Raw genomic sequence first — 24,518 nt, 5'->3', positions numbered from 1 at the left:
TCTGTCGGAACGCTAAAGAAACTCCGCAGGATCCACGCGTAGGTAAGTCATGGTAAGATTTGGGGGAGGACGGAAATTGTTCCGAGAATGGATTTGAGTTTTTTAAAAGTTAATAACCTTTTCTAAAGCATCATCCGTCTCCTTATGCATGAAATTGGCTTGATAGTTTATAGTAGTAGTCACAGAAGAATGGCGATATAGCTTTTGCAGCATCTGAATCGGGATTTTATCACCTGAAATATTACCAAAACTATGTCGTGCAATGTGCATGGTCAGCTTTTTGTCTATTTCTGCCTTTTCAGCAATTTGTTCAAGATATTTATTGAATTTCTTGTTCGCCGTTTTGACTTTATTGAAAACATCTTTTGGAATTTTCAAATTGGCATTTTTCATTTCGGGGAAAACGAAATCCCCGTCAGATTGCTTTGATTTTTTATAAAGATTTAAAATCGATATGATTTTTTCCGGTAATTTAAAGGATAATAATTTTTCGTTTTTCCCCATGCGATAATGCAAACGACCATCATAAATATCGCTCCATTCGATTTTAAGCACATCTCCAACACGCATTCCTGCGAGATAAAAACTAAAGAGCCAAACATTTCGTGCGTGAGATTGCTGTTCAGATAAGCCCTCTAACACTTCAATTGTTTGAATTTCCTCTTTGGTTAGCCCTATTTTTTCGGTTTCAGGGAATTTGATACGTATTTTATCCGCTCCGAAGGGATATAATTTTCGGTCAACAATCCCTAAGCGTATAGCTTGATTATAAAGAGTTCTAATTACAATCAGGTTGTTGATGACAGAACGTTGGGATACCTTTCGGGTGGTTTTTAAAAAAAGCGAAAATTTACGCAATAGCGCTTCGTCAATTTCTTGAAAACTTAAATCATCGTTATCAACAAACTTTACAAAATGACCGACCCTTGCTTTGTCGGAAGATAATCGCTGTAATTTATTTGTTTTTTCTAGATCAGATAAGTATTTATCGGCCATTTCCTTAAAACTTGTTTTGGAAAGTGGAGCGGCAATTTCTTTTTTTATCTGTTTTGAAGAAATATCATTTTTATGCGTCTGTAAGTCAATCAGAGTTTGGTTTGCTTCCGCTAACTTATTTATTAGAAGATTATTGAGGCGTTTCGAATTCGGATGGGATTTCCGAACCTCGCGATTGTCCGCATCCCAATATTTAATATCAATATAATGTCCCGTATACAAATAGGTCGTTTTCCTGTTTTTAGTAATACGAACCACTAAGGGGTAAAGACCTTGTTTGTTCGCTTTCTTGCGAAGTGTTACCTTTATACTTGATGACATACCCATGATATTTATACTAAAGATACGAATTCTAGGTACAACATAGGTACAACAAATGGTGGTTTTAAATGGTTTTATATGGCTTATAATGATTTTTGAAAATACTTAAATATCTAATAATAAGCTATTTAAGTATAAATGAAACCAAAACACTCTGAATTCAAAATCCAGTTCTTCGGAGTGCGGGTTCGATTCCCGCCTCGAGTACTTAAAGTGAAAGCCGAGATTTATGTCTCGGCTTTTTTATTTGAGGTACAACAAAGAAAAAACAATTTCTTTTAAACGGCTTTTGAAAAAGTGAAAGCGTATCAATCTTGTTAAGGACAATAGTGTTTTACTTAACCAATAGAGAATGAACAGTCACTATATTTGAAATGAATTAGAATAAAGTATGCAAATCGCGTATGGTTTTTAAGATATGAAAGCTTTTGTTGATAATTATTTTTACGTTTACTTGAAGATAATTTATTCTTGAGAAGATAAACGGATAGTGGTCAGAAATCAATGAGTATAGGGCACAGTACCCGTCTCATCAACCGGATAACCCCATTTTTCGATGTACGCCATACCAGGTAAAAACTCATCTCCAGTTTCTTTTAAACGTGAAGTCAATAGTTTTTCCATATCATCTTGTAGCGTTATGAATTCATCGGTTCCTATAAGATTGCTTTTTTGAAAGGGGTCGTTTATATTATCAAACAACAACCATGGACCGTTCAAATCCCTAGCATAGGTATACTGTTTTGTTTTTATAGCCCTATATTCTCGTCCTCCATGCTTAATTCTGTTCCATTGACCAAAAGGTTGCACACAAGTTAAGAGCGTAGCATCACCTACTTGCTCTTTTCCCTCCAAATAAGGACGGTAGTTGATACCTTCAACAGTCTCCGGAATTGTTATGTTACATAACCCTAGGATAGTCGGTAATATATCCTCAGAATTCATCAACGCATCTTTTACTCCTGCAGCTATTTTAAGTTCTTCTGGTAGGTAATATAACATAGGAACACGAGCCGATTCTTCATAGGGCTGTTGTTTTTTATAGGCTCCATGAGAACCTAAAAGGTCTCCATGGTCAGCTGTGAAAACGATAATCGTGTTATCGAATTGACCGGTTTCCTTAAGATTCCCTATGACCTTTCCTATCATATCGTCTAAGGCCGCAATATGGGCGTAGTAGCCTGCAAGGTCTTTCTTGGCCTGCTCTTTCATATGGTCTGGAACATTATCCCTTAGGATGATTTTGTCTGGGTCAAACCGATTTCGATATTCTTCTGGAGCAGTATGGTATGGTGCATGGGGAGTACCGTAAGATACTACCATTAAGAAAGGATTTTTAGAAGTTTTTTTGTCTTTTATATAATCTATAGCAGCATCGGTCTGTTCAAAAGTATCGTAACCTTTCCAGATTTTTCTTGCTGGATCGTCATTGTCATAATAGACCGATTCATTGTAATTATGGGTGCATTCGTTCCCTTTCCAGTAGTCAAAACCTTGTCTTCGCTGACCAGGCGCAACATTCTGTAATCTGCCATGGCCATCTAAGTGCCACTTTCCAATATAGCCCGTTTCATAGCCTTCTTTTGCGAATATCTTCGCCATAGTTATGGCATTGGTATCCAATTGTACATCGTTCATGAAAACTCCGTGAGTTAAAGGACGTTGGCCTGTTAAAAGTGACGCCCTAAAAGGCGAACACACCGGCATACCGGAAACAGCATTTTGAAAGTTAACACTCTTAGCTGCTAAGTCATCCAGATTAGGAGTGTTCACATTTGGGTCGCCAGCATAACCTGTTGCCTGCGCTCGCCATTGATCGGTCAATAGAATCAAAACATTTGGAGGCGTTTTTTCTACTGCCACTATATCTTTTTCTTTTTTGGTATTACAAGCCATAAGTAGACTAAGGATACCACTAAATACTAGTACTTTCTTAAATTGGGTCATATGCCGGTATTGAGGTTCTCTTTATTAATTTGAATTTTTTAATATTTCTAGAAACAGGAATGCCATTTAAGTCCGTTCTGATGAGAGCGCTCTTGTTAATCTATCGTTTTATACATGTCGGTATGTACAAATGCCGTCTATTTTTTACGTACTTCTCTAAAGTCAGAAGGAATAGAATAATCAGTTTTCAAATGTAATATTCATCTATTAGTTGATGATTATCAACCCTTCGGGAGCTTCTACTTCTGTTTTTATAGTACCATCGGAATTTTTTTGGTGACTGACTTTCAATACACCGTATTTGGTAGGAAAGCTTCCTTTTGCCCATTCGAGGTCACCAAGATTTGGTTGAATCTTAACCTTATTCCCCCCATCAGTAACATGAATACCTAAAACGTGCTGGCTTAACCAAGACGTGGGACCACTTGCCCAGCCATGGCATAGACTATGCCGATAGCCTACGTAACAATATTCCCCGAAATCCCCATGAATATCAAAGTTGGTAGCGGGAATCAGCTCATCAATGCGACCGCTATTGGCGACATCGAGTACATCAAAATCTTCCCAAAAAGTAGTGGCGCCCAAATCGAGCATACCGCCCCAATAATCCCGAATCACCCGAAGTCCCCCATCATAATCCTTTGCCTTGGCCATCGCTTCTAGAATGTAATACCCGTAAAAAGTAGACATGCGTTGCACGCCATCTTTGGTCAAAACTTCTTTGTTGGCCTTTTCGGCATCCATCAAATCGGCCAAGGCCATCAAGGCGGCCGCTTGTTTGGTGGTGTTGTCTTTAGGTTTGTGTTTTTTTAGTCGTTTAGCTGTTTTTACATACTTGTTTTGCAAGTCATTCTTACCGAGCGTGGCCATCATATCGGCACCCGCTTCAAAGGTCATGACCATCATGGCTTGTAAGCCGGCGTGAACCGCCTCTGGAATTTCACTAGTAGGCCAATCCAAGAAACGATTTCCGTCCAAGATTTCCTTGTTATCCTTATCGATAAAAGTGCTCAGTCGGTCCAACAGGGCAATCATATAGGTTTCCTGTTCTTTCAAGTACTCGAAGTCTCCATGGTAATCATAAATATTCTTATGAATGAGCAACCACCACATCGAATAGGAACTAATTCCGTTCATCCATTGTGGCAAAGGATGTTGGTCACGCGCTAGGTCAAGACTTTTACTTACAATATCATGGTTTCCAAAAACGGTATTAATAGTCATCACCTCTGGATGCATATCACCTACCCATACCAAGCGGTCCCTTTTAATACCGTCCCATAAATAATTTTGCATATTGAGATGTACGGTATAGGCTCCTGTCATCCAAATTTCATTAAGGCGTTCGTCATTGCTTTCAAAACTACCTAAATAGGGAATATCGCGATACACAAAGGCGGCATCGATGGATTTTATCGGCGCATCTTCATCAGCTTCCACCACGTCAACACGCAGAAAACGAAACCCGGTCTCGCCAACTTCAACACTACCTAGCCAGGGAACTTCAATTATAAAATCACGTAATGAATGCTCATTGGTCGCATTTTGCTTCCCTCCTATATCGGACATGGCTTCACCGACCGATTCCCCAAAACGGAGTCGCAATTTCAAAGGTGTTTTACTTTTTCGAATACCCATTGAAATCTTTACACCACCTTGAATCTCTTTGCCATAATCTAATAGAATTCCTGGCTTTGTATCCGCAGAACTTACAAACCGAAAAAGATTTTCATCGTTTACCGCTACTTGTCCGTTTCCTTTTTCTAAAAGTGTTTCAGGATTTTGAATGGCGGTTCCCGAATCATCGGACTGCCAAACAATTCGCTGTGGTGTAAGATATGTTTTGATCATTTCAGAAGTAGTTGACTTATCTACAAAGTCATCTCCGAAAGCTGGAGGTAATTGTGCGTAAGACCTACTTGCAAATAGTAGTACACATATAACGACAAAGATTTTTTTCATACGGTAGCGTGATTCTATTTTTAAAACAGCATCAAAGAAGTTGTATTTTTTATAAAAGTAACGGATAAGGTATGTTTAAGTGTCCTGCACAGTACTGTAGTAAAAATCGTCAATGGCTTAAAATAGGAATCACACTCTAAAACCATATAGTACAGGATACTTTTGGACGCTAAGCCCATTACCTTGCTTTTAGCAATATTAAAATTTAGTATTCATATGAAGTCCAAGCTGATTCTTTCTTTTATTTCCTTATTTGCGGTTGCTAACTCCCAATCGCAAAATATTGATTTAAAAGCTCTTTCTATACATGAAACTAGAGTGGAATATCTCGAAAACCCACAAGGTATTGATATTGAAAAACCAAGATTTAGCTGGACGTTAAAGGGCGAAGGACGAAATAGGTCGCAATCCGCCTATCAAATTATTGTGGCTTCCTCCGAAGAAAAACTTACTACTAATCAAGGTGATATTTGGGATAGTGGCAAAGTCAATTCCAACGCTACCAATCAAATAGAATACGAAGGAAGTTCTTTAGAATCGGATACAAAATACTATTGGAAAACAAAAGTGTGGGACGAATCTGGGAATGCATCTGAATGGAGTATACCTGCATATTGGTCAATGGGGCTCCTAAATTTTTCAAACTGGGAAGGAATTTTTATCGGCCACGACGTGGGCTATAATAAAGCCGATAAATACGACAGTTTATACTTGCCCCCAGCTAGATATCTAAGAAAATCGTTTACATTAAATAAAAAAATAAAAAAGGCGACAGTCTACACGACAGCCTTAGGGCTTTATGAATTGCGTTTGAACGGAAAAAAAGTGGGGGACGATTATTTTCTACCAGGATGGACGGACTACAACAAACGATTGTATTATCAAACTTTTGATATTACCGAGCGTTTGAAGGAAGGCGAGAACGTAATAGGAGCAATTATTGCCGACGGATGGTACGCAGGTTACGTGGGTTATGCGCTGTTGGTACGTTTGGACAAGGTACGGGAATTTTACGGGGTGAATCCATCTTTTATGGGTCAACTACAAATCGATTATGAAGATGGCAGTACAGAAATCATAGCGTCTGACCGTTCTTGGAAATCAAATGAGGGAGCAATTCGCGAAGCGGATATTATTATGGGTGAAACTTATGACGCCCGATTGGAAAATTTAGGTTGGGATGCCCCTAATTATGATGACAGCGAATGGAAGAGCCCCAAAATATATACGCATCCCAATGGAAAAGTAGAAGCACACCCAGGAACCAAAGTAAAGAATACAGAGGTGTTAAAACCTATTGCCATGACTGAGCCAAGTCCCGGTACATATGTTTTTAATCTCGGGAAGAACATTGCAGGTATTGCAGAATTGAAAGTTAAGGGGCCAAAGGGAACAAGAGTTCAACTTCGGTTCGGAGAAATCTTAAAAAACGATGGTCAAATACAGACCGAAAACCTTCGGAAAGCAAGAGCGACCGATGCGTATATTTTGAAAGGGGAGGGCGAGGAAACTTGGCAGCCAAAATTCACGTATCATGGTTTTCAATATGTAGAAGTTACTGGGTATCCTGGTAAACCCACTTTGGATGCCATTACTGGAATTGTTTTGAGTTCCATTGAAACGGATGCCAGCACGTTTAGCGCATCCAATCCGATGAACAATACCTTATTTGAAAATATTAAGACAACACAAAGTGCGAATTTTTTTGAAATTCCCACCGATTGTCCACAGCGTGATGAGCGATTGGGGTGGACGGGTGATGCACAGGTATATATGCGGTCGGCGTCCTATAATTCGGATGTAGCCGCCTTTATGACCAAATTTTTGATTGATTTAGACGATGCGCAACGGTGGTACGGTGCCTACCCGAACTTTGCACCCTTTCCATACTCAAGACCCAATCAATACGCTCCGGCTTGGATGGATGCAGGAATTATTATTCCCTATAACATGTACAAGGTCTATAATGATACCCGTGTTTTGGAATACATGTATGAAGGCATGGAAAAGTTCATGGACTTTCAAGCAGATGCCAGCACCGATTATTTACGACCCGGTGGGGGGAATAATTGGGGCGATTGGCTTGCGGTTAATGAAGAAACCAGTCACGATTTTATAGGCGCTTCCTTTTACGGTTACGATGCAAAACTCATGGCAGAAATGGCCAAGGCTTTAGGGAAAACTAAGGACGCTGACAAGTATAGAACGTTATTTGAAAATATTAAAAAAGCCTTTGCCGAAAAATATATTTTAGCCGATGGTCGCACTTCGGAAGACACACAAACAACCTACGCACTAGCGTTGTATTTTGACTTATTTCCCACGGATTTGGCAAAAAAAGGAGCGGCTCGGTTGGCTGAAAAAATAGAGAACAACGGATTCAAATTCGCAACAGGTTTCCTTGGAACGAAGCATGTTATGTTGGCCTTATCTAAATATGGGTATGATGATATTTCATATAAAATATTTCAACAGACCGAGTATCCAAGTTGGGGCTATTCCGTGGAAAACGGAAGTACTTCTATCTGGGAACGTTGGAATAGCTATACAAAGGATGATGCGGCCAATTCCGATATCAATGCCGCTATGAATTCATTTAGTCATTATGCGTTTGGCTCCGTTGCGGAATGGATGTTTCAACATGCAGTCGGAATCGATACCGAAGATTCGGGATATAGGAATATCCTTATAAAACCGGCAATCAGTAAGGAAATGGATTTTATTAATGGCAGTTATAAAAGTATTAACGGAACTATAGCCGCTGCATGGAATTGGAAAGGAAATAAGGTAGTTATGAATGTTGAAATTCCAGTAAACACAAAAGCGAAAGTACATATCCCAACAGGAAAAGTTGTGGATATTCGAGAAGGGAATAAAAGCATTTCAAAAACCCCTTCAATTACCATTTTGGAATTCAACGAAAAAGAGACTGTTCTTGAAATTGGTTCAGGAACCTATTCTTTTAATGTTAAACCGGCAATGTGATTTCTCAATTTTAAAAGGCAATCTTGGGTTTGCTCCGCTAAACCCAATTAAAAAATGATTATTTTAAAGTTTGTTTTTAAGGAAAAAACAAACTTTTTGGTAATATAAAACTGGTCAATTTACAGAACAATATAACAAATGGATGATTTTGATTGGATAGTACAACTCTTAGGGCGCTTTCACCCCTTGCTAGTGCATTTTCCCATTGGCTTATTGGTAGTTGCATTATTCATGGAAGTATTGACCCTTGGCGCAAAACGAAAAGGACTGCGCGACGGCACTCATTTAATCGTATATCTCGGTGCGATTTTCGCAATTTTTTCTGCACTATTCGGTTGGTTGCTTCGCACGAAAGAAGACTATACCGGAGATTTGGTAGACAACCATCAATATACGGGTATCGCAACTGCCGTATTGGCGACTATTACAGTTTTCATTCTTAGAGCCACGCTGAAAGGGAAATTAACTGATTTTAAGGCGTATAGGGCTGGACTTACAGTAACGGTAGTCTTACTGAGTATTGCTGGTCACCTCGGCGCAACACTTACCCACGGAGAAGATTATCTGATTAGCGTCTTACCAGGAAACACAGAAGTTTATGACAATGCGAAAGGCCTTGCATTGCTTGCCGAATTGAAAAAATCCGATGCTATTACAGAAACCCAACAAGACCGTTTGAATTTGGAGGTACGGGCTATTTTTGCCCATAACTGCTACCAATGTCATAGTGTGAACAAATCAAAGGGCGAGCTGGTGCTTGAAACGAAAGAAGGGGTCTTCAAAGGCGGTGAATCTGGCCTTGCAGTTGTTCCCGGGAAACTTGAGAAAAGTGAATTGTTTAGACGCATTACACTTTCTCCCAATGAGGAGGGCGTTATGCCCAAAAAAGGAAAAACACTTAAGAAAAGTGAAATAGAGCTGGTTAAATTATGGATTCAAAATGGGGCACATTGGTCTGACCAAGCGTTGAAGATATTTCCCGAGGCGGAATTGGCACTTACCATTCCTGAACTGCCCATATCTGAAGAAAAACATCCTGTAGATAAAATAATAGATGCCTATTTCAATGATAAAGATGTGGATTGGTCAGAGGTTGTTGATGACCGTATTTTTATAAGACGCGCTTATTTGGATATTATCGGTCTCCTACCGGAACCGGATGCTATAACAGCTTTTAACAATGATTCGAATCCCGAAAAAAGAGAACAGCTTATCGATACCTTGCTATCTGACACTCATAATTATACCCAACATTGGCTAAGTTTTTGGAACGACCTGTTGCGCAACGATTATAGCGGTACCGGGTTTATTACGGGCGGAAGAAAACAGATTACCGATTGGCTTTATAAAGCGCTGGAACAAAACAAATCCTACGACCAAATGGTGAAAGAATTGGTAAACCCTGTGAAAGGTTCTGAAGGTTTTATCAAAGGCATCCAATGGCGGGGAGTTGTAAATTCAAGTCAGCAAACCGAAATGCAGGCGGCACAAAATATTGGACAGTCGCTAATGGGCGTTAATGTAAAATGTGCCTCTTGCCATAACAGTTTTGTGAGCAACCTTACTTTGGAACAGTCCTATGGTTTTGCGTCAATTTTTGCAGATTCCGTCTTGGAATTGAATCGATGTGACAAACCCTTGGGTAAAATGGCGACGGTTAATTTCCTTTATCCGGAATTGGGTAGTGTGGAAGGAGAAACCGTTCAAGAACGCTTGTATAATTTAGCTCAAGTGATGGTAAAACGGGAAAACGGCCGTTTGTACCGCACGATTACCAATAGATTTTGGGACCGTTTGATGGGGAGGGGTATTGTTGTACCGCTAGACGAAATGGACAATACACCTTGGAATGCAGATCTGCTCGATTGGTTGGCTTCCGATTTTATTGAGTCTGGGTATGACCTAAAACATCTTATTAAACGGATTATGATGTCTAGGGCCTACCAATTACCTACGGAGAAGCATGCTAGGCAAGAAGAGTTGAAGGTGGATTATGTATTTCATGGGCCAGTTTTACGAAGATTAAGTGCCGAACAATTTTCCGATGCCGTTAGTCAGGTCATTTCGCCTGTGTATCATACGGTAGAATATAGTTCTGGTGATGATAAACTATCAACGAATCGCATTTGGTATCCAGAAATACAATTCGACCGACGCGTTTTGCCTGAACCGGGAAAACGCTATTTCCGAAAATCATTCACTATTCCAGATATATCCGTACAAGCAGCAAACGTGTTGATTTCGGTGGACCATTCCTATATGCTTTACCTCAACGGAACAAAAGTAGCAGAAGGTTCCGATTGGAAAAAAGTGGGTAAATTAAATGTTACAGAGTTTTTAAAACCAGGAAAAAACCAAATTGCCATAGAAGGAATGAATGAGGGAAGTATAGCCAATCCGGCAGGAATTCTTTTTTCCATGCACCTACAATTTAAGTCAGGGGCAACAATGCAAATAGATTCCGATACCACTTGGCAAAGCACCGCCGCTGCACCGGAGGAAGACTGGACTTCTTTGGACTATAATGATACGGCTTGGGGTAAAGTGCAAAATTATGGCACTTCAAATTGGGGCCGATTGATAGACTATACTTTTGAAGATCAAAACGGTGCCTTCGCCAGGGCCAGTCTCGTAAAACAACATCCTTTTATGAAAGCATTAGGAAGGCCAAGTCGCGAAAATGTGACGACTTCAAGAGATGAACAGGCTACCCTTTTGCAAGCCTTGGAACTAACCAATGGTGAATTTTTTAATGGGGTTTTAGAGGATGGAGCTATACGATGGATGGAACGTTATAATAACAATAGTCAAAAAATCATAGAGCGATTATATGAAAAATCATTGGGTAGAAAACCTTCTGAAAAAGAAGAGGAAATTTTGCTAGCGGTATTAGGCGACAAACCTGAACTTGAAGCTGTACAAGATGTTTTCTGGTCTACTTTGATTTTACCAGAATTTCAATTTATCGACTAGGCAAGAAAGAGCATAGGATTATAGTTTGATTAAAAAATGAAGAGCGATGGAAAAAGAAAACACACGTAGGGAATTTATTAAAAAAATGACAGCGGCAAGTTTAGCGGCTTCTGCGACGACAATTCCATTGGCTAGTTTTTTGAGTTCGTGTTCTACCTCGCAACCTAAGATTCCCTCAACAGCAGATACCGTTATTTTACTTTGGATGGCCGGTGGTATGGCACATACAGAAACTTTTGACCCCAAAGCCTATGTCCCGTATGAGAAAGGAGTGGAAAGTAAAAGAATACTCAGCACCTTCCCTAAAAAACCTACCATAGTTGATGGACTCGATTTTTCCGAAGGACTAGAGAATATAGGTAGTGTTATGGATAAAGGAGCAATCATACGTTCCTATAAATCCGCCGACTTGGGGCACATTTTACATACCCGCCATCAATACCATTGGCATACATGTTATGAACCACCACAATCGGTTCAGGCGCCACATCTCGGTGCTTGGATTGCAAAGGAATTGGGTCCGGCCAATCCTGTTATCCCGCCTTTTATATCTATGGGACAACGGTTTACGGTTGGGGAGGCCGAAGAACTAAAAGCCTTTCACTCAGCTGGGTTCTTAGGCACAGAATTTGGACCTTTTTTGATTCCAGACCCATCTGGCGGACTGGAAAGTGTTCGTCCACCTCAAGGGATGTCAATGAAGCGCTTTGAGGCTCGGTACAAATTGTATAAGGAGCTGGCCAACAAAAGCAAGGTCATGGAAGAAGGAAGCGATTATCAAAGAGAATCGCTAATGCGTTCTATGGAACAGTCCTACCGGTTGTTGAATTCCCCTGAAGCAAAAGTATTTGACTTGGGAGAAGAACCAAAAGAAGTTTACGATACCTATAATACAGGTCGCTTTGGACTTGGCTGTTTATTGGCCAAAAGACTAGCCCAAAACGGAGGGCGATTCATTAGTGTTTCCACAGAATACGAACCTTTTTTGGGTTGGGATACTCACGAAAACGGCCATAAGAGGGCTAAGAAAATGAAGGAATTGATTGATAGGCCCGTTGCTCAATTAATTAAAGATTTGGACGAAAGCGGCCATCTCGATAGAACCTTGGTCATCTTGGCCAGCGAATTCAGTCGTGATGCGATTATGGAAGGTAGACCCGGCGAAACAGTTAAAGACCAGGTGAACCAACCAGATATTATAGAAGACGAAAAATTCTATGGTATGCACCGCCATTTTACAGACGGTAGTTCTATTCTCATGTGGGGCGGCGGTATTGAAAAAGGATTGGTCTATGGAAAAACGGCGGATGAACGGCCATGCTCGTCTATAGAAAACCCTGTAGTGATTGACCAAGTGCACCAAACGATATATCATGCTTTGGGCATGCACCCTGAAACGCAATATACCATAGAAGGAAGACCATTTTATACCACACCTGATGGGCACGGAGAACCTATTCTGGATTTGTTTGGTAAGCCAATGACCAAAACGACTTAGCCCAATAATCAACAAAAGAAGAACAGTATTAAATTTCATTCAAGTCATGAAGACAACCAAAACCAGTCGCAGAACATTTATAGGTACTACAGCAAAGGCAACAGCTGGTATTTTCGTCGTACCCCATTTTAATATTAATAGTGCCAAACCTAAATTATCTGATGAAATCATTGGTCATGGCGATTTTAAATATAAAGTCCATAAGGAATGGGGAAACCTAGACCCAACTAAAACCCCAGTAAAAAATTGCCATGAAATGGTGATGGATTCTCAAGGAAGATTAATTATGGTGGGCGATGATATCCATAATAACATTTTGATTTATGACAAGTCAGGGAAGCTACTGGATAATTGGGGTATTCGGTACAAAGGCGGCCACGGGCTTTCCCTTTGGAATGATGGAGAAGAAGATTTTCTTTTTATCTGCGATACAGATGGCGCCATGCTAAAGACAACCTTGGACGGTAGGGAATTGATGATGATCGGGCATCCATCTGAATACGGTGCTTACCAAAAAGAAGATGCATTCAAACCAACGGAAACCGCGATAGCACCTAACGGCGATATTTATATTGCAGATGGATACGGGTCGCAATACATACTTCAGTTTAGCAAAGAAGGAGAATTCATTCGCAAAATAGGTAACGGACGTGGTACGGCTAACGACCAGTTCCAGACCGCGCATGGGGTCTGTATCGATGAAAGGGATAAAAACAATCCTTCTTTAATGATTACCTCTCGGGCGAGTAATTGTTTTAAACGTTTCACCTTAGATGGCAAATATGTGGAAGAAATTTCACTTCCCGGTGCTTTTGTCTGTCGTCCTGTGATTCATGGGCAGAACTTATTTGCTGGTGTATGTTGGTCTTCAAAAGTCGATTTTGAGGAAGGAAATATGGATACGCACCCTACCCGTACCAATCCCAATTCAGGTTTTGTAACCATTTTAGATGCAAACAACAAGGTCGTTTCAAACCCTGGCGGAACATCCCCGGAATACAAGAAGGGGCAATTGCAAAGAATGCTGCAGCAAGAAGCTATTTTCAACCATTGTCACGATGTTTGTATCGATGATGATGAGAATATGTATGTCTGTCAATGGAACGCCAATAAGACTTATCCCGTGAAGTTAGAGCGGGTTTGAACCTAGTTTTTAGGTGTAATCTGATGGTTTATTTAGTGCGTTTTATTCATTTACACAATTGAAACTGTTACCAATCATAAAATCAGCAGGAAAAATCCCCAACTTTAATTGAAAGAGTTCGTACGGAAGTTTAATGTAATGTGTTTTGGAGCAAGCTTGTGCTATAGGCTAAGAATAATCAGCCTAAAAGCTACAACGAATTAAATGAATATACAGATAAAAAAAGAGGAAGAACAATGCCAATACTAAAACGAACCGCCACGCAAACCTTTTACTTACTTTTTTCCTTATGTTTTGTGCTTCATGCGAAGCAAGAGAAGCAGCAAAACACATTCCGTATTGACACTCATATTCATTTGTACGATACCAATCGCGTAGGCAGTAGTGTGTTTCTGGATTCAATAAAACATAAGAAGATTTACCATCCGCATTTAGCACCTGAATTTCTGGAGGTTGCATCGCCTACTGGTGTAGCGTATGCCGTGGTCGTGGAAGCCAGTAAACGAAGGGAGGACAACTATTGGGTTATGGATATTGTAAACCAATCGGAGAATATGCTTGCCTTTATAGGAAACTTGGATCCCCGTGATAAATATTACTTAGAGGATTTGAAACGTCTCTCTCAAAACGAAAAATTCCGAGGGATTCGCATTCGTCCAAGCAAAACGATCGACCTTTCCGATGACAAGGTTATAGACCTCTTAGGAGAACTGGCCAAAAGAAAATTGGTACTGGAGCTTCAGGAAAATATTGGGCCAATAGTAGCGATTGAGAAAATAGCGCGAAAGTATCCGAATATGACTATTATTATTGACCATATGGCTGGGGGAAAATTTAAGAATGATGAAATTGTTCCAGCAAGTTGGAAGGAGCGACTTAAAAAACTAGCCGCTTTACCTAATATTTATGTTAAAATATCTATGCTATATACCCTTTCTGGCAAATCCCCCGCACCGGTCAGTTCCGAGTTTTATAGACCATTTATAGACCAGGTGGTAGATGTTTTAGGGCCAGATCGTGTTCTTTTTGGAAGTAACTGGACCCTTTCGGAAATGGGCGGTTCGTACGCAGATTTAGTAAAGGTTTACGATGACTATCTTGAGAAAAAAGAAGTGATGACTCCACAGCAATTTTATACCGATAATGGGATAAAAGCTTTTGGATTGGAAATAAAAAAATGATTGTTCAAATCGGAACTATTGTTGAAAATGATTAAAATTAAACTATTTCTACTTTTCCAATCCATATCCCGTTAAATCCGAACATGACGCAGAATCCTGGGTATTAAACCAGGTAGCTCGATTGTAGGCTAGCTTTTTTTAGGAGAAAATAATTTTTTTAGCTTCAACCACCGATGTGCTATCTCTATTGTTTGGCTATAAAAGACGGTTAGTTAAAAGGAAATAGATGTAATAAAAATCAATAGTTAAAAATAGAACTAGATTATTAATTAAGTTGGTATGAAAAACAGAACAGTAGTGGTGTTGATTGCTTTGATAGCAGGTTGTTATATTTCTTGCAAAGACACCAAGCAAGAAACCAAAGGAGGGTCTATCGTGGAAACCAAAGAAACCTTGCCGAACATCGTCTTTATACTTTCCGATGATCAGGCATGGACCGATTATGGTTTTATGGGACATGAACACATAGAGACACCCAATATTGATAAACTAGCCAAGGAGAGTGCTACGTTTACCCATGGCTATGTACCCACATCATTGTGTGCACCATCGTTGGCATCTATCATTACCGGGGTTTATCCCAGAGACCATATGGTCCTAGCAAATGATCGGGTATTACCGGGTGATGATAAAAATGGAAAACCGGCATGGGAGACACCTTGGAGAGCACAAAACTATGCTTCTGTTATAGAAAACTTCAAAAAATTGAATACGCTTCCAAAAATGCTTAAAGAAAAGGGATACCTCTCTTTTCAAACCGGAAAATGGTGGTTGGGCAACCATAAAAATGGTGGATTCGACGATGGGATGACACATGGCGACCCGGAAAGAGGTGGTAGGCACGGTGATTATGGTCTGGGAATTGGCCGGAAAGGAATGGATACCCTCAACAGCTATATCGATTTGGCCTTGGAGAAGAAAAAGCCATTTTTTATGTGGTACGCACCCTTTTTACCGCATGCGCCCCATAATCCGCCCGACAGTCTTTTGCAGAAATACCTACCCAAAGCGCCAACAGAACAAATAGCCAAATATTGGGCTATGTGCGAATGGTTTGATATTACTTGTGGGCAATTAGTGGATTACATCGAAGAGAAAGGACAAACCGAAAATACCTTGTTCGTTTACGTGTGTGATAATGGCTGGGTTCAAAACGAGGACAATCCTAGCTACGATCCAATTTCAAAACAATCGCCATATGATTACGGATTACGGACTCCAATTATGTTTAAATGGAAGGGAAAAATAACGCCTAAACTGGATGAGCAATCCCTAGTCAGCAGCCTAGATATGATACCCACGGTTTTGGATTTATTAGGAATGGCAATCCCGGAAGAACTTGATGGAATTAATGTATTGAACGAAAATCAGCTTCAAAAGCGAAAGGCTATTTTTGGGGAAATATATACGCACGATTTCAATACTGTTGATGAAAGTCTAAAATATAGAATAGCGATAACCGAACCATATAAGCTTATCGTTCCCAATGAAAAAAACAGGCCGAACGAACAAACTCAGTTATTCGATATTTATAAAGATCCATTTGAAGAGGTAGACTTGGCCGTAGAACATCCTGAAATTGTGGAAGATTTAATGAATCGTATTGAAAAGGAATGGAATGGAATACAGGTGAATTAAGCATACGGACAATGAAAAAGTCCAGTATGTTTTTAGTTATTCTGCTAAATATCATGATTCTGGCCTGACCGATTTTTTGAATAGAACAAAAATTGTTTTGTAAATTATATAATGGATACACAATGTATGGTTTTCATTGATAGATGTATGTGTTACCTGTAAAAAAAATTTAAAGTTGAGAGTTTTGGAAGGTATTAAATGTACTTATAATTCTATCGTTTCTGTGTATAGGGACATCAATCTGTCCCATTGACAAAATCTTTAAGGATTCTGATTATTCTCAATTAGTACCATTGATTTTTTGAAAGATTTTTATGTTGCCCTTGCCCATGCTGTTAAGGTTTCTTTGAAATAAGAAAAATAGTATAGGAAACAGTATAGTACAGGATACTTTTTTATGGAAACACTGCTATACTTGGTTTACCCTTGGTTTTCTATTTTTTAATGAGGAGATGAAAGGGATTAATCAAACCAAAATACCTTTCATGAAAAAATACGCATTAGTACTCATTTTAATAGTTTCATCTACTTGTTGTTTTGGACAGACCATAAATCCAAAAGAAGTAAAAAGTACCATGAAAAAAGTTGCGGATTGGCAGATCTTACACATCAATGACCAATATAGCCGCGATAAGCACCACCACCCCCTGCATTGGACAAAAGCAGCCCTTTATGTGGGCATGGTCAAGTGGGCCAAAATGGCAGATGACGACACCTATTATAATTGGCTTAAGGGTATTGGCAGACAAAATGAATGGCAACTACATGAACGAAAATATCATGCAGATGATCATGCGGTAGGTCGCATGTATGCCGAACTATATCGCAAGTATGGTGAAAAAGAAATCTTGGCCCCTACCATTAAGCAGTTTGATTTTATAATACATCATCCGGCCAACACAAAATTGAACTGGGACACGCCCTATCATCAAGACCGCTGGAATTGGTGCGATGCGCTGTTCATGTCTCCTCCTGTTTGGGCAAAGCTTTCGAATATTACAGGTGACCAAAAATACCTAGACTTCATGTTCGAGGAATATAAAGCTACTACTGATTTCCTATTTGACAAAGAGGAGCATCTGTTTTATCGAGACGAACGGTTTAAATCGAAGTTGGATAATGGAACGAAAATTTTCTGGGGACGTGGAAATGGATGGGTATATGCAGGTTTGGCGGATATAATATCCGAATTGAAACCAGGAACTAAGGAATATGATTATTTTTTGGATCTCTTCAAAAAAATGAGTGAACGACTTATCGAACTTCAGACACCAAAAGGACATTGGGCAATGAGTTTATTGGGCCAGGAATTTTATCCTACTCCAGAAACGAGCGGATCTTCCTTCTTTGTATATGGTTTGGCCTGGGGAATCAATAATGGAATATTAAAAGGAGCAAAATACACCAACGCGGTTGAAACGGGTTGGAGAGCCATGGCCAGTTATGTGAATGAAAATGGCATGTTGGGATATGTGCAGCCTATTGGTGCCGAACCCGGTGATGCTAGTATCGATAGGACCGAAGTATACGGCACCGGAGCATTTTTAAGCGCAGGATCGGAGATATATAAAATGGTTCAATGAAAATAAAACGATGTTTTAACAGATTGTTTTCACTTAAACTATGTATTAAACCAAGTAAATGAAAAGAAAGGAATTTATTCAACTCTCAACCCTTACAACTTTAGGTGTAACATTGCCTGTAACTACGTTGTTGAATTCTTGTGGGGATAACAAAACCGTTCCAGTACATTCCTTGGAGTTTAAAAATTTGACGGAGGAATTATTAAAAGATTGGTGCGATGGTATGATAAAGGTTCAGGTAATTGAACCTTCTAATCCTAAAGTACATGGCATGTTAACTTGTCCGGCTTGCGATACGGTTCATACACGCTGTTTTGATGCTGTTTATCCATTTCTATATATGGCCAAAGCGACCGGTGAACAAAAATATCTGGACGCGGGTATCGCCGTTTTTGAATGGAGTGAGAACGTTACCAGACCAGACGGAGCTTGGACCAACGAACTTAAGCCCAACTCGTGGGACGGAATTACCGCTTTTGGTGCAGTCTCCCTAGCAGAAGCTTTAAAATATCATGGAGATTTATTGGAAGATGAACGTCGCGAAAGATGGATGGTACGTTTACGAAAAGCTGCCGAGTTCACCTATATTAAATTTGATGCCATAGATACTACAAATGTAAATTATGGGGCATCCTGTATTTATGTATTTAATTTACTCGGAAGGGTGTTGAATGAACCTAAATACTTAAAACGAAGCAAAAAATTGGCTTCTGACATTAAAGCATACTTTACCGAAACCAACACCTTTTTGTTTGGGGAAATCAAGCCAACCGCGCATAAGCTAAGTCCCAAAGGATTACCTGGAATAGATCTTGGATATAATGTTGAAGAAACACTCAACAGTTTGGTATTATACGGTTTGCAGGAAAATGATGAGGACTTGTTACAGTTAGTGATGAAATCATTGAACACACATCTGGAGTTTATGCTGCCAGATGGTGGCTGGGACAATGGTTGGGGCACCCGAATGTTCAAGTGGAGTTATTGGGGAAGTCGCACCTGTGACGGCAGTCAACCTGCACTGGTTATGATGGCTGATCGAAACCCTGCTTTCGGTACCGCTGCGGTTCGGAATACAGAATTACTGAAACGTTGCACTGCCAATGGTCTATTGCATGGCGGACCGCATTACGTTTCTCATGGAATCAAACCCTGTATTCATCATACTTTTGAACATGTAAAACCCTTGGCAGGCTTATTGGAACATTGGGATAATCTTCCAGAAGTGAACACAACAACACCTTTGCCTAGGGCCATAGCCGATGGGATTACCTATTATAAAGAAATTGATACGGCACTTTTTGCACGGGGAGATTGGAGAGGTACCATCTCGGCTTACGATGCCGAATATCGAATTGAAGATGATTACCGTCAGGCAACTGGTGGTTCACTTTCATTATTATATCATACTAAAGTTGGACTGCTTTGCGCTGCAAGTATGGCGGTTTATAAGCTAGGCGAAATCTATAATCAGCAAGTTGCACCAGGCGAGGATATTGCCCTGACCCCACGCATTGAAACCTATAAAGACGATGTTTGGTATACAAACTTGTTTGATTTAGCAGCTACTTTCAATTCTTCCGACAACGAGGGAAAAATAGAAGTAACCGCTGAGGCTCAACTCAAGAACGAAGCTAGGGAAGTGGTTAAAAATACCGCATCTGACTTTGATATTACCTATACTTCTACAGCCGAAAAAATCCAGATTACGGCCAAGACCACGCAAGATATTAAGGAACGGACGGCCTTTGTTCTTCCTATCATTTCACCTACGGGCGAAACAGTAAACCAAGTCAATGTAAATGAAATGTCTATTCAAAAACCAGAAGGTGTAGTCTTGATTAAGGCAAGCGTACCTATTAAGATTAAGGATATGCCACGGAGCAGAACTTTTAATATGGTTCCCGGGGTAGAAGCTGTGCCCATAATGGCTTATTTTGAAAAGGATAGTCATGAGGTGACCATCAGCATTACAATTTCATGATAATAAAAAACTACTACATTAAAACGAATAGGAACAATGAATAATTCAAATCTTGTATTTCTACTGTTATGCACTTTACTCTTGAATTCATGTGATGAAAAAAAGAAAATAGCTAAAGTAATAGAAAACGCAAATCCCAATGTGCTATTTATCGCCGTGGATGATTTGAATACTATGCTGGGAGTGCTAGATGGTTATTTCGGTACAAAAACTCCCAATATTGACCGCTTGGCCTCTAAGGGTGTCCTTTTTTCCAACGCGCATTGTCAGGCTCCTTTATGCGGCCCATCAAGAGCCTCTTTAATGACCGGTTTGAGACCTTCTACAACAGGAATTTATGGGATGATCGATGATAATAAAATACGTTCGGAAAATCCGGCCACCAAAGATATCGTGATGCTTCCTGAGTATTTTAGGAATAACGGCTATCATACCATGGGCATTGGCAAGTTATTTCATGATCATGCCCCAGAAGGTGTTTTTGACGAGTCAGGTGGTAGGGAAAAAGGCTTTGGACCCTATCCAGAAGAACGTTTTGTTTGGGATGGCTATGGCACGTCAGACAGGAAAAATTATGGAAGAACCAGTACGGATTGGGGTGCTTTTCCAGAGGCCGATTCCCTAATGCCAGATCATCGATCCGTAGAATGGGCAAAAAAGCGTTTAGACAAAACGTATGACAAACCCTTTTTCATGGGTGTCGGTTTTCTGCGTGTTCATGTTCCCTTATACGTACCGCAGCGCTGGTTCGATATGCATCCTTTGGATAGTATAAAAACAATGCCTTATAGGGTCGATGATTTAAACGATGTTCCGCCAATCGCGTTACAAATTAATGACCTTCCTATGATGCCTACCACGGATTGGGCCATTAAAAGTGGGGAATGGCCAAAAATCATACAAGCCTACTTGGCCTGTATTAGTTATGTGGATTACGAAATAGGTAGGCTGTTGGATGCTCTCGAAAGTAGTGAACATGCTAACAATACGGTCATTGTATTATGGTCCGACCACGGATACCGTTTAGGGGAAAAAGGGACCTTTGCCAAGCATGCACTTTGGGACAAGGCAACCAATACGCCCTTATTATTTGCCGCACCTAATCTTCCAAAAGGTAAGGTCCTAGAGGAACCTGCAGAACTTCTTTCTATTTACCCTACGCTTTTGGAGCTATGCGGACTACCGGCTTATGATAGAAACGAAGGTAGAAGTTTAGTGCCTGTAATGTTGGGCCAGAAAGAAGCTGAAATGCCTGTTGCCATTACCACTTTTGGAATGAACAATCATACGGTTAAGACTAAACGGTATCGTTACATTCAGTATGAAGATGGCGGTGAAGAGTTTTATGACCATGCTAACGATTCAAATGAGTTTACGAACCAGGCCGAAAATCGGGAATATCAAAATGAAATCGCAGCATTAAAAAAGTGGCTTCCCAAGACCAACGCTATTTGGGACCCAAACTCGTCCTATACCTTTCAACCTTATTTTGTGGAGCATAAAGCCAGAACAAGCGGTGCGGACTTAAGCCCTGTAAAAGTAATTGGAGCACCACGCTAAAAACGCAGCGGCAGAATATTATGTTAAGTTGCAGATAGGTATTGTGGAATTAGTATGGTAGAAAATAGAGGCCAAGTAAAAGCGTTGATGGGTCATTAAAAGTATATTTAGAAAGATTTAACGTTGAAATTATACTTTGGTTTTATACCGGTTTGATTAGAAAGTAGTAATTTCTACAAGCTTTTATCAATTAGGTAATCAGTTGGCATTATGAAAATTACAAACACATTTTATGGTTTTGTGCTGGTGCTGGCCTTACAGTTTTTAACCTGCCATGTTCAGGCGCAAGAACCGGATGGGTTCAATAATATAAGCGGGAAACTTGCCACCTACGTGGAGAAAACACCGCCGGATAAAGTCTATTTGCAGACGGATAAGGACTTCTATGCCAACGGGGAAACAATTTGGTTCAAGACCTATGTATTGGACGGCGTTACCCATTTGGAAAGCTTGAAAAGTAAGGTCGTGTACGTGGAACTGCTCGATTCCGAAGACAAGATAATCGAGCAACGAAAATTATACACCGGTTTTAATGGAGCGGCCGGTGATATTATGCTGTCCAAAGATTTGGAAGAGGGTTCCTATCTGTTGCGCGCCTACACCAACTATATGCTCAACGATAGCGTCCCTACTTTCTTTCAAAAGGAAATCTCTGTTTGGAACCTGGATATAAACCCCGACAGCATATCGGAAAATGAACCTGAAGAACATAGCAGTAGGGCAGAAGCTCCTGCAAACCCTATAGCGGTAGTGGCAGAAGATAGACCCATAGTTCAATTTTTTCCTGAGGGCGGACATTTGGTCGACGGCCTTAAAAACGTTATGGGGCTAAAGATCACGGATGCAGCAGGATCGGGCATCGCATTGCGGGGCAATATAGTTGATGCGGAAGGTAGGCAAATAGCACCGTTCAGAAGCTTTGAATTCGGTCTGGCCTCCGTCAATTTTGAAGTTGAGGCCAATAGCGATTATTACGCCCAAATTGAAATCAACGGTGCCACGGAAAAATATCCACTCCCCAAACCGTTGACCAAGGGCTATGTGCTACAGCTTACGAACCATGGTGGGCATTTGGTGGTTCGGGTATCTACCAATATCCCAAATGGACTGAACGGAACCTTACTTTTGGGCCATCTTCGCGGTTCCTTGATTTTTAACCGTTTGGAGAAGAACGGTGCCGAAGGTAGCTATGTAATAAAGCTTTCAACGACTCAATTGGATGACGGGGTCGCACATTTTACCTTGTTCGCTCCCAACGGGGAACCTGTTTGTGAGCGGCTCACTTTTATAGAGAATCCAAAAAACAAGGTAAAACTATCCATTAAGACGGATAAGGCCAGCTATGGTTTTCGTGAACAGGTGACGTTGAACCTTGCCGTTGAGGATGACAAAGGCAAAGCTAAAGATGGTCGTTTTTCAATGAGCGTTAGTTCTCAAAATAGTCTGGAAAGCACAACTCCCACGATTAAAAGCTGGCTTTTGCTGAATTCCGATCTGGGCGGAACGGTCGAAAACCCGAACTACTTTTTTGAGGATGATTCCAAAGCGCGGGACTATGTGCTGGATTTGCTGATGCTTACCCACGGATGGCGGCGCTTTGTATGGAAGTCCTTGATGACCGAGGGAGTAAGCAAGGAAATGGAATTTCAACCTGAAAAAGGAATAATGATCAGCGGAAAGACAACCGACTTTGATAATCCATTCCAGCCGCTTAGGTCTGTGGTGACCCTGAACACCTTGGCAGGAAACGTATACCAAGAAAACATGTTGACAAATACGCAGGGCAAGTTCAGTTTTGGCCCTTTTATGTTGAGGGATACTGTAGCGGCCGTAGTAAAAGCGGAGCTGTTCGGTACAACCAAGAAAGGCACGGAAAAAATAGGGATACAATTGGATGGTGCTTTTCCCGAAGTAAAAGCCAATACTAGATTGAGGCCTAGTAAGGACAATAGCACTAGGTATATAGCAGAACCCTACCTGAGGGAGGCACACCGCAAACAGTTGAACGATTTCAAATACGACCCGAAGGCAATACGATTGGACGAAGCCGTGGTGAAGGCAAAAGTAAAAACGAGAAAGCAAGTTATCAATGAAAAGCTTAGCTCCAGAACTTTGTATGGGAATGCACGCCGTAGAATTATTCCCGATTCGTTAACGAACAATCTAATCGGAGGTGTTTTTGACCTTTTGGTAGGTGTTCCAGGAGTACAGGTCTTAGGATTTCCGCCAGAAGCAAGCGCCATTATTCGAAGTGCACTTGGCGCGCCGCTATATCTCCTTGATGGAGCAGAAGTAGGTCTGGCTTTTATTCAATATATACCTGCGACAGAAATTTTGTTCATGGATGTTCTAGTAGGTCCAGAAGCTGCTATTTATGGTGTACGTGGAGCGGGAGGAGTAATAGCCATATACACCAAAAGAGGGGAGGATTTTGATGATACCCCAGAAATCTCTCCTGGTGTCGCGAACTTCACTATACCCGGATTTTATAAGGCTAGGGAGTTCTTTTCACCAAACCATACCGTTAGCAAACCCAAACTAGGGAAACCGGATTACCGTATTACCTTGGATTGGAAGCCTGAAATTAATATTGACCAAATCCAGAATTCAAAACTTAATTTCTTTACAGGTGATACTTCCGGAACGTATGTGGTTCGAATCGAAGGCGTAACCGATGAAGGAAAACCGGTAAGCGCCCTACACACTTTTTATGTAGATGAAGATTCATCAGGTTTTTAAATAGGCC

Annotated in this window: 13 protein-coding genes; 10 read left to right on the top strand and 3 right to left on the bottom strand. The window is 40.5% G+C overall.

Features of this window, described 5'->3' with window-relative positions; genetic code table 11:
- Positions 1-102 precede the first annotated feature (102 nt).
- The 3 genes from MS6x_RS08010 to MS6x_RS08000 form a co-directional block, all read right to left on the bottom strand.
- The gene (locus tag MS6x_RS08010) at positions 103-1,317 is read right to left on the bottom strand and encodes a phage integrase SAM-like domain-containing protein (protein ID WP_482606695.1); all 1,215 of its coding nucleotides are present in this window, start codon (positions 1,315-1,317) and stop codon (positions 103-105) included.
- Positions 1,318-1,818: 501 nt separating this feature from the next.
- Positions 1,819-3,264, bottom strand: coding sequence for a sulfatase family protein (locus MS6x_RS08005; protein ID WP_482606693.1), 1,446 nt, complete (start codon positions 3,262-3,264; stop codon positions 1,819-1,821).
- Positions 3,265-3,471: 207 nt separating this feature from the next.
- Positions 3,472-5,226: an alpha-L-rhamnosidase-related protein gene (locus MS6x_RS08000; RefSeq protein WP_482606692.1), complete on the bottom strand. Its 1,755-nt coding sequence runs from the start codon at positions 5,224-5,226 to the stop codon at positions 3,472-3,474.
- Positions 5,227-5,442: 216 nt separating this feature from the next.
- Here MS6x_RS08000 and MS6x_RS07995 point away from each other — a divergent pair, with 216 nt between their 5' ends.
- The 10 genes from MS6x_RS07995 to MS6x_RS07950 all read left to right on the top strand — a co-directional run bounded on the left by MS6x_RS07995 (position 5,443) and on the right by MS6x_RS07950 (position 24,511).
- Positions 5,443-8,211 carry a family 78 glycoside hydrolase catalytic domain gene (locus tag MS6x_RS07995; RefSeq protein ID WP_482606690.1) on the top strand — a complete coding sequence of 923 codons (2,769 nt, stop codon included), beginning with the start codon at positions 5,443-5,445 and terminating at the stop codon, positions 8,209-8,211.
- A 138-nt stretch (positions 8,212-8,349) separates the two neighbouring features.
- Positions 8,350-11,184: a DUF1549 domain-containing protein gene (locus tag MS6x_RS07990; protein WP_482606689.1), complete on the top strand. Its 2,835-nt coding sequence runs from the start codon at positions 8,350-8,352 to the stop codon at positions 11,182-11,184.
- 46 nt (positions 11,185-11,230) lie between these two features.
- A complete protein-coding gene (locus MS6x_RS07985; protein ID WP_482606687.1) occupies positions 11,231-12,682 on the top strand; it encodes a DUF1501 domain-containing protein in 1,452 nt (483 codons plus the stop codon).
- A 46-nt stretch (positions 12,683-12,728) separates the two neighbouring features.
- Positions 12,729-13,826 carry a 6-bladed beta-propeller gene (locus MS6x_RS07980; protein ID WP_482606685.1) on the top strand — a complete coding sequence of 366 codons (1,098 nt, stop codon included), beginning with the start codon at positions 12,729-12,731 and terminating at the stop codon, positions 13,824-13,826.
- A gap of 236 nt (positions 13,827-14,062) precedes the next feature.
- Positions 14,063-15,007 (top strand): amidohydrolase family protein, encoded by a 945-nt coding sequence (locus MS6x_RS07975; RefSeq protein ID WP_482606684.1) that lies wholly within the window; start codon positions 14,063-14,065, stop codon positions 15,005-15,007.
- A 279-nt stretch (positions 15,008-15,286) separates the two neighbouring features.
- Entirely contained in the window at positions 15,287-16,645 is a 1,359-nt protein-coding gene (locus MS6x_RS07970; RefSeq protein ID WP_482606682.1) for a sulfatase family protein, read from the top strand.
- Between the two features lie 485 nt (positions 16,646-17,130).
- Positions 17,131-18,228: a glycoside hydrolase family 88/105 protein gene (locus MS6x_RS07965; RefSeq protein WP_482606680.1), complete on the top strand. Its 1,098-nt coding sequence runs from the start codon at positions 17,131-17,133 to the stop codon at positions 18,226-18,228.
- Positions 18,229-18,286: 58 nt separating this feature from the next.
- A complete protein-coding gene (locus MS6x_RS07960) occupies positions 18,287-20,212 on the top strand; it encodes an ulvan lysase-like protein (RefSeq protein ID WP_482606679.1) in 1,926 nt (641 codons plus the stop codon).
- Positions 20,213-20,248: 36 nt separating this feature from the next.
- Positions 20,249-21,772 carry a sulfatase gene (locus MS6x_RS07955; RefSeq protein ID WP_482606677.1) on the top strand — a complete coding sequence of 508 codons (1,524 nt, stop codon included), beginning with the start codon at positions 20,249-20,251 and terminating at the stop codon, positions 21,770-21,772.
- 210 nt (positions 21,773-21,982) lie between these two features.
- Positions 21,983-24,511, top strand: a complete 2,529-nt coding sequence (locus MS6x_RS07950; RefSeq protein WP_482606675.1) for a TonB-dependent receptor plug domain-containing protein — start codon at positions 21,983-21,985, stop codon at positions 24,509-24,511.
- Positions 24,512-24,518 lie beyond the last annotated feature (7 nt).

Source organism: Maribacter sp. MS6 (genome assembly GCF_056839185.1).
Note: the sequence above shows the minus strand (reverse complement) of the source record. Positions and strands in the feature narration are given on the sequence as shown.

Coding starts and splice junctions, on each gene's coding strand:
- MS6x_RS07975 (WP_482606684.1), top strand. CDS start 14,063: ATGCCAATACTAAAACGAACCGCCACGCAAACCTTTTACTTACTTTTT.
- MS6x_RS08005 (WP_482606693.1), bottom strand. CDS start 3,264: ATGACCCAATTTAAGAAAGTACTAGTATTTAGTGGTATCCTTAGTCTA.
- MS6x_RS07985 (WP_482606687.1), top strand. CDS start 11,231: ATGGAAAAAGAAAACACACGTAGGGAATTTATTAAAAAAATGACAGCG.
- MS6x_RS07955 (WP_482606677.1), top strand. CDS start 20,249: ATGAATAATTCAAATCTTGTATTTCTACTGTTATGCACTTTACTCTTG.
- MS6x_RS07960 (WP_482606679.1), top strand. CDS start 18,287: ATGAAAAGAAAGGAATTTATTCAACTCTCAACCCTTACAACTTTAGGT.
- MS6x_RS08000 (WP_482606692.1), bottom strand. CDS start 5,226: ATGAAAAAAATCTTTGTCGTTATATGTGTACTACTATTTGCAAGTAGG.
- MS6x_RS07965 (WP_482606680.1), top strand. CDS start 17,131: ATGAAAAAATACGCATTAGTACTCATTTTAATAGTTTCATCTACTTGT.
- MS6x_RS07970 (WP_482606682.1), top strand. CDS start 15,287: ATGAAAAACAGAACAGTAGTGGTGTTGATTGCTTTGATAGCAGGTTGT.
- MS6x_RS07950 (WP_482606675.1), top strand. CDS start 21,983: ATGAAAATTACAAACACATTTTATGGTTTTGTGCTGGTGCTGGCCTTA.
- MS6x_RS08010 (WP_482606695.1), bottom strand. CDS start 1,317: ATGTCATCAAGTATAAAGGTAACACTTCGCAAGAAAGCGAACAAACAA.
- MS6x_RS07995 (WP_482606690.1), top strand. CDS start 5,443: ATGAAGTCCAAGCTGATTCTTTCTTTTATTTCCTTATTTGCGGTTGCT.
- MS6x_RS07990 (WP_482606689.1), top strand. CDS start 8,350: ATGGATGATTTTGATTGGATAGTACAACTCTTAGGGCGCTTTCACCCC.
- MS6x_RS07980 (WP_482606685.1), top strand. CDS start 12,729: ATGAAGACAACCAAAACCAGTCGCAGAACATTTATAGGTACTACAGCA.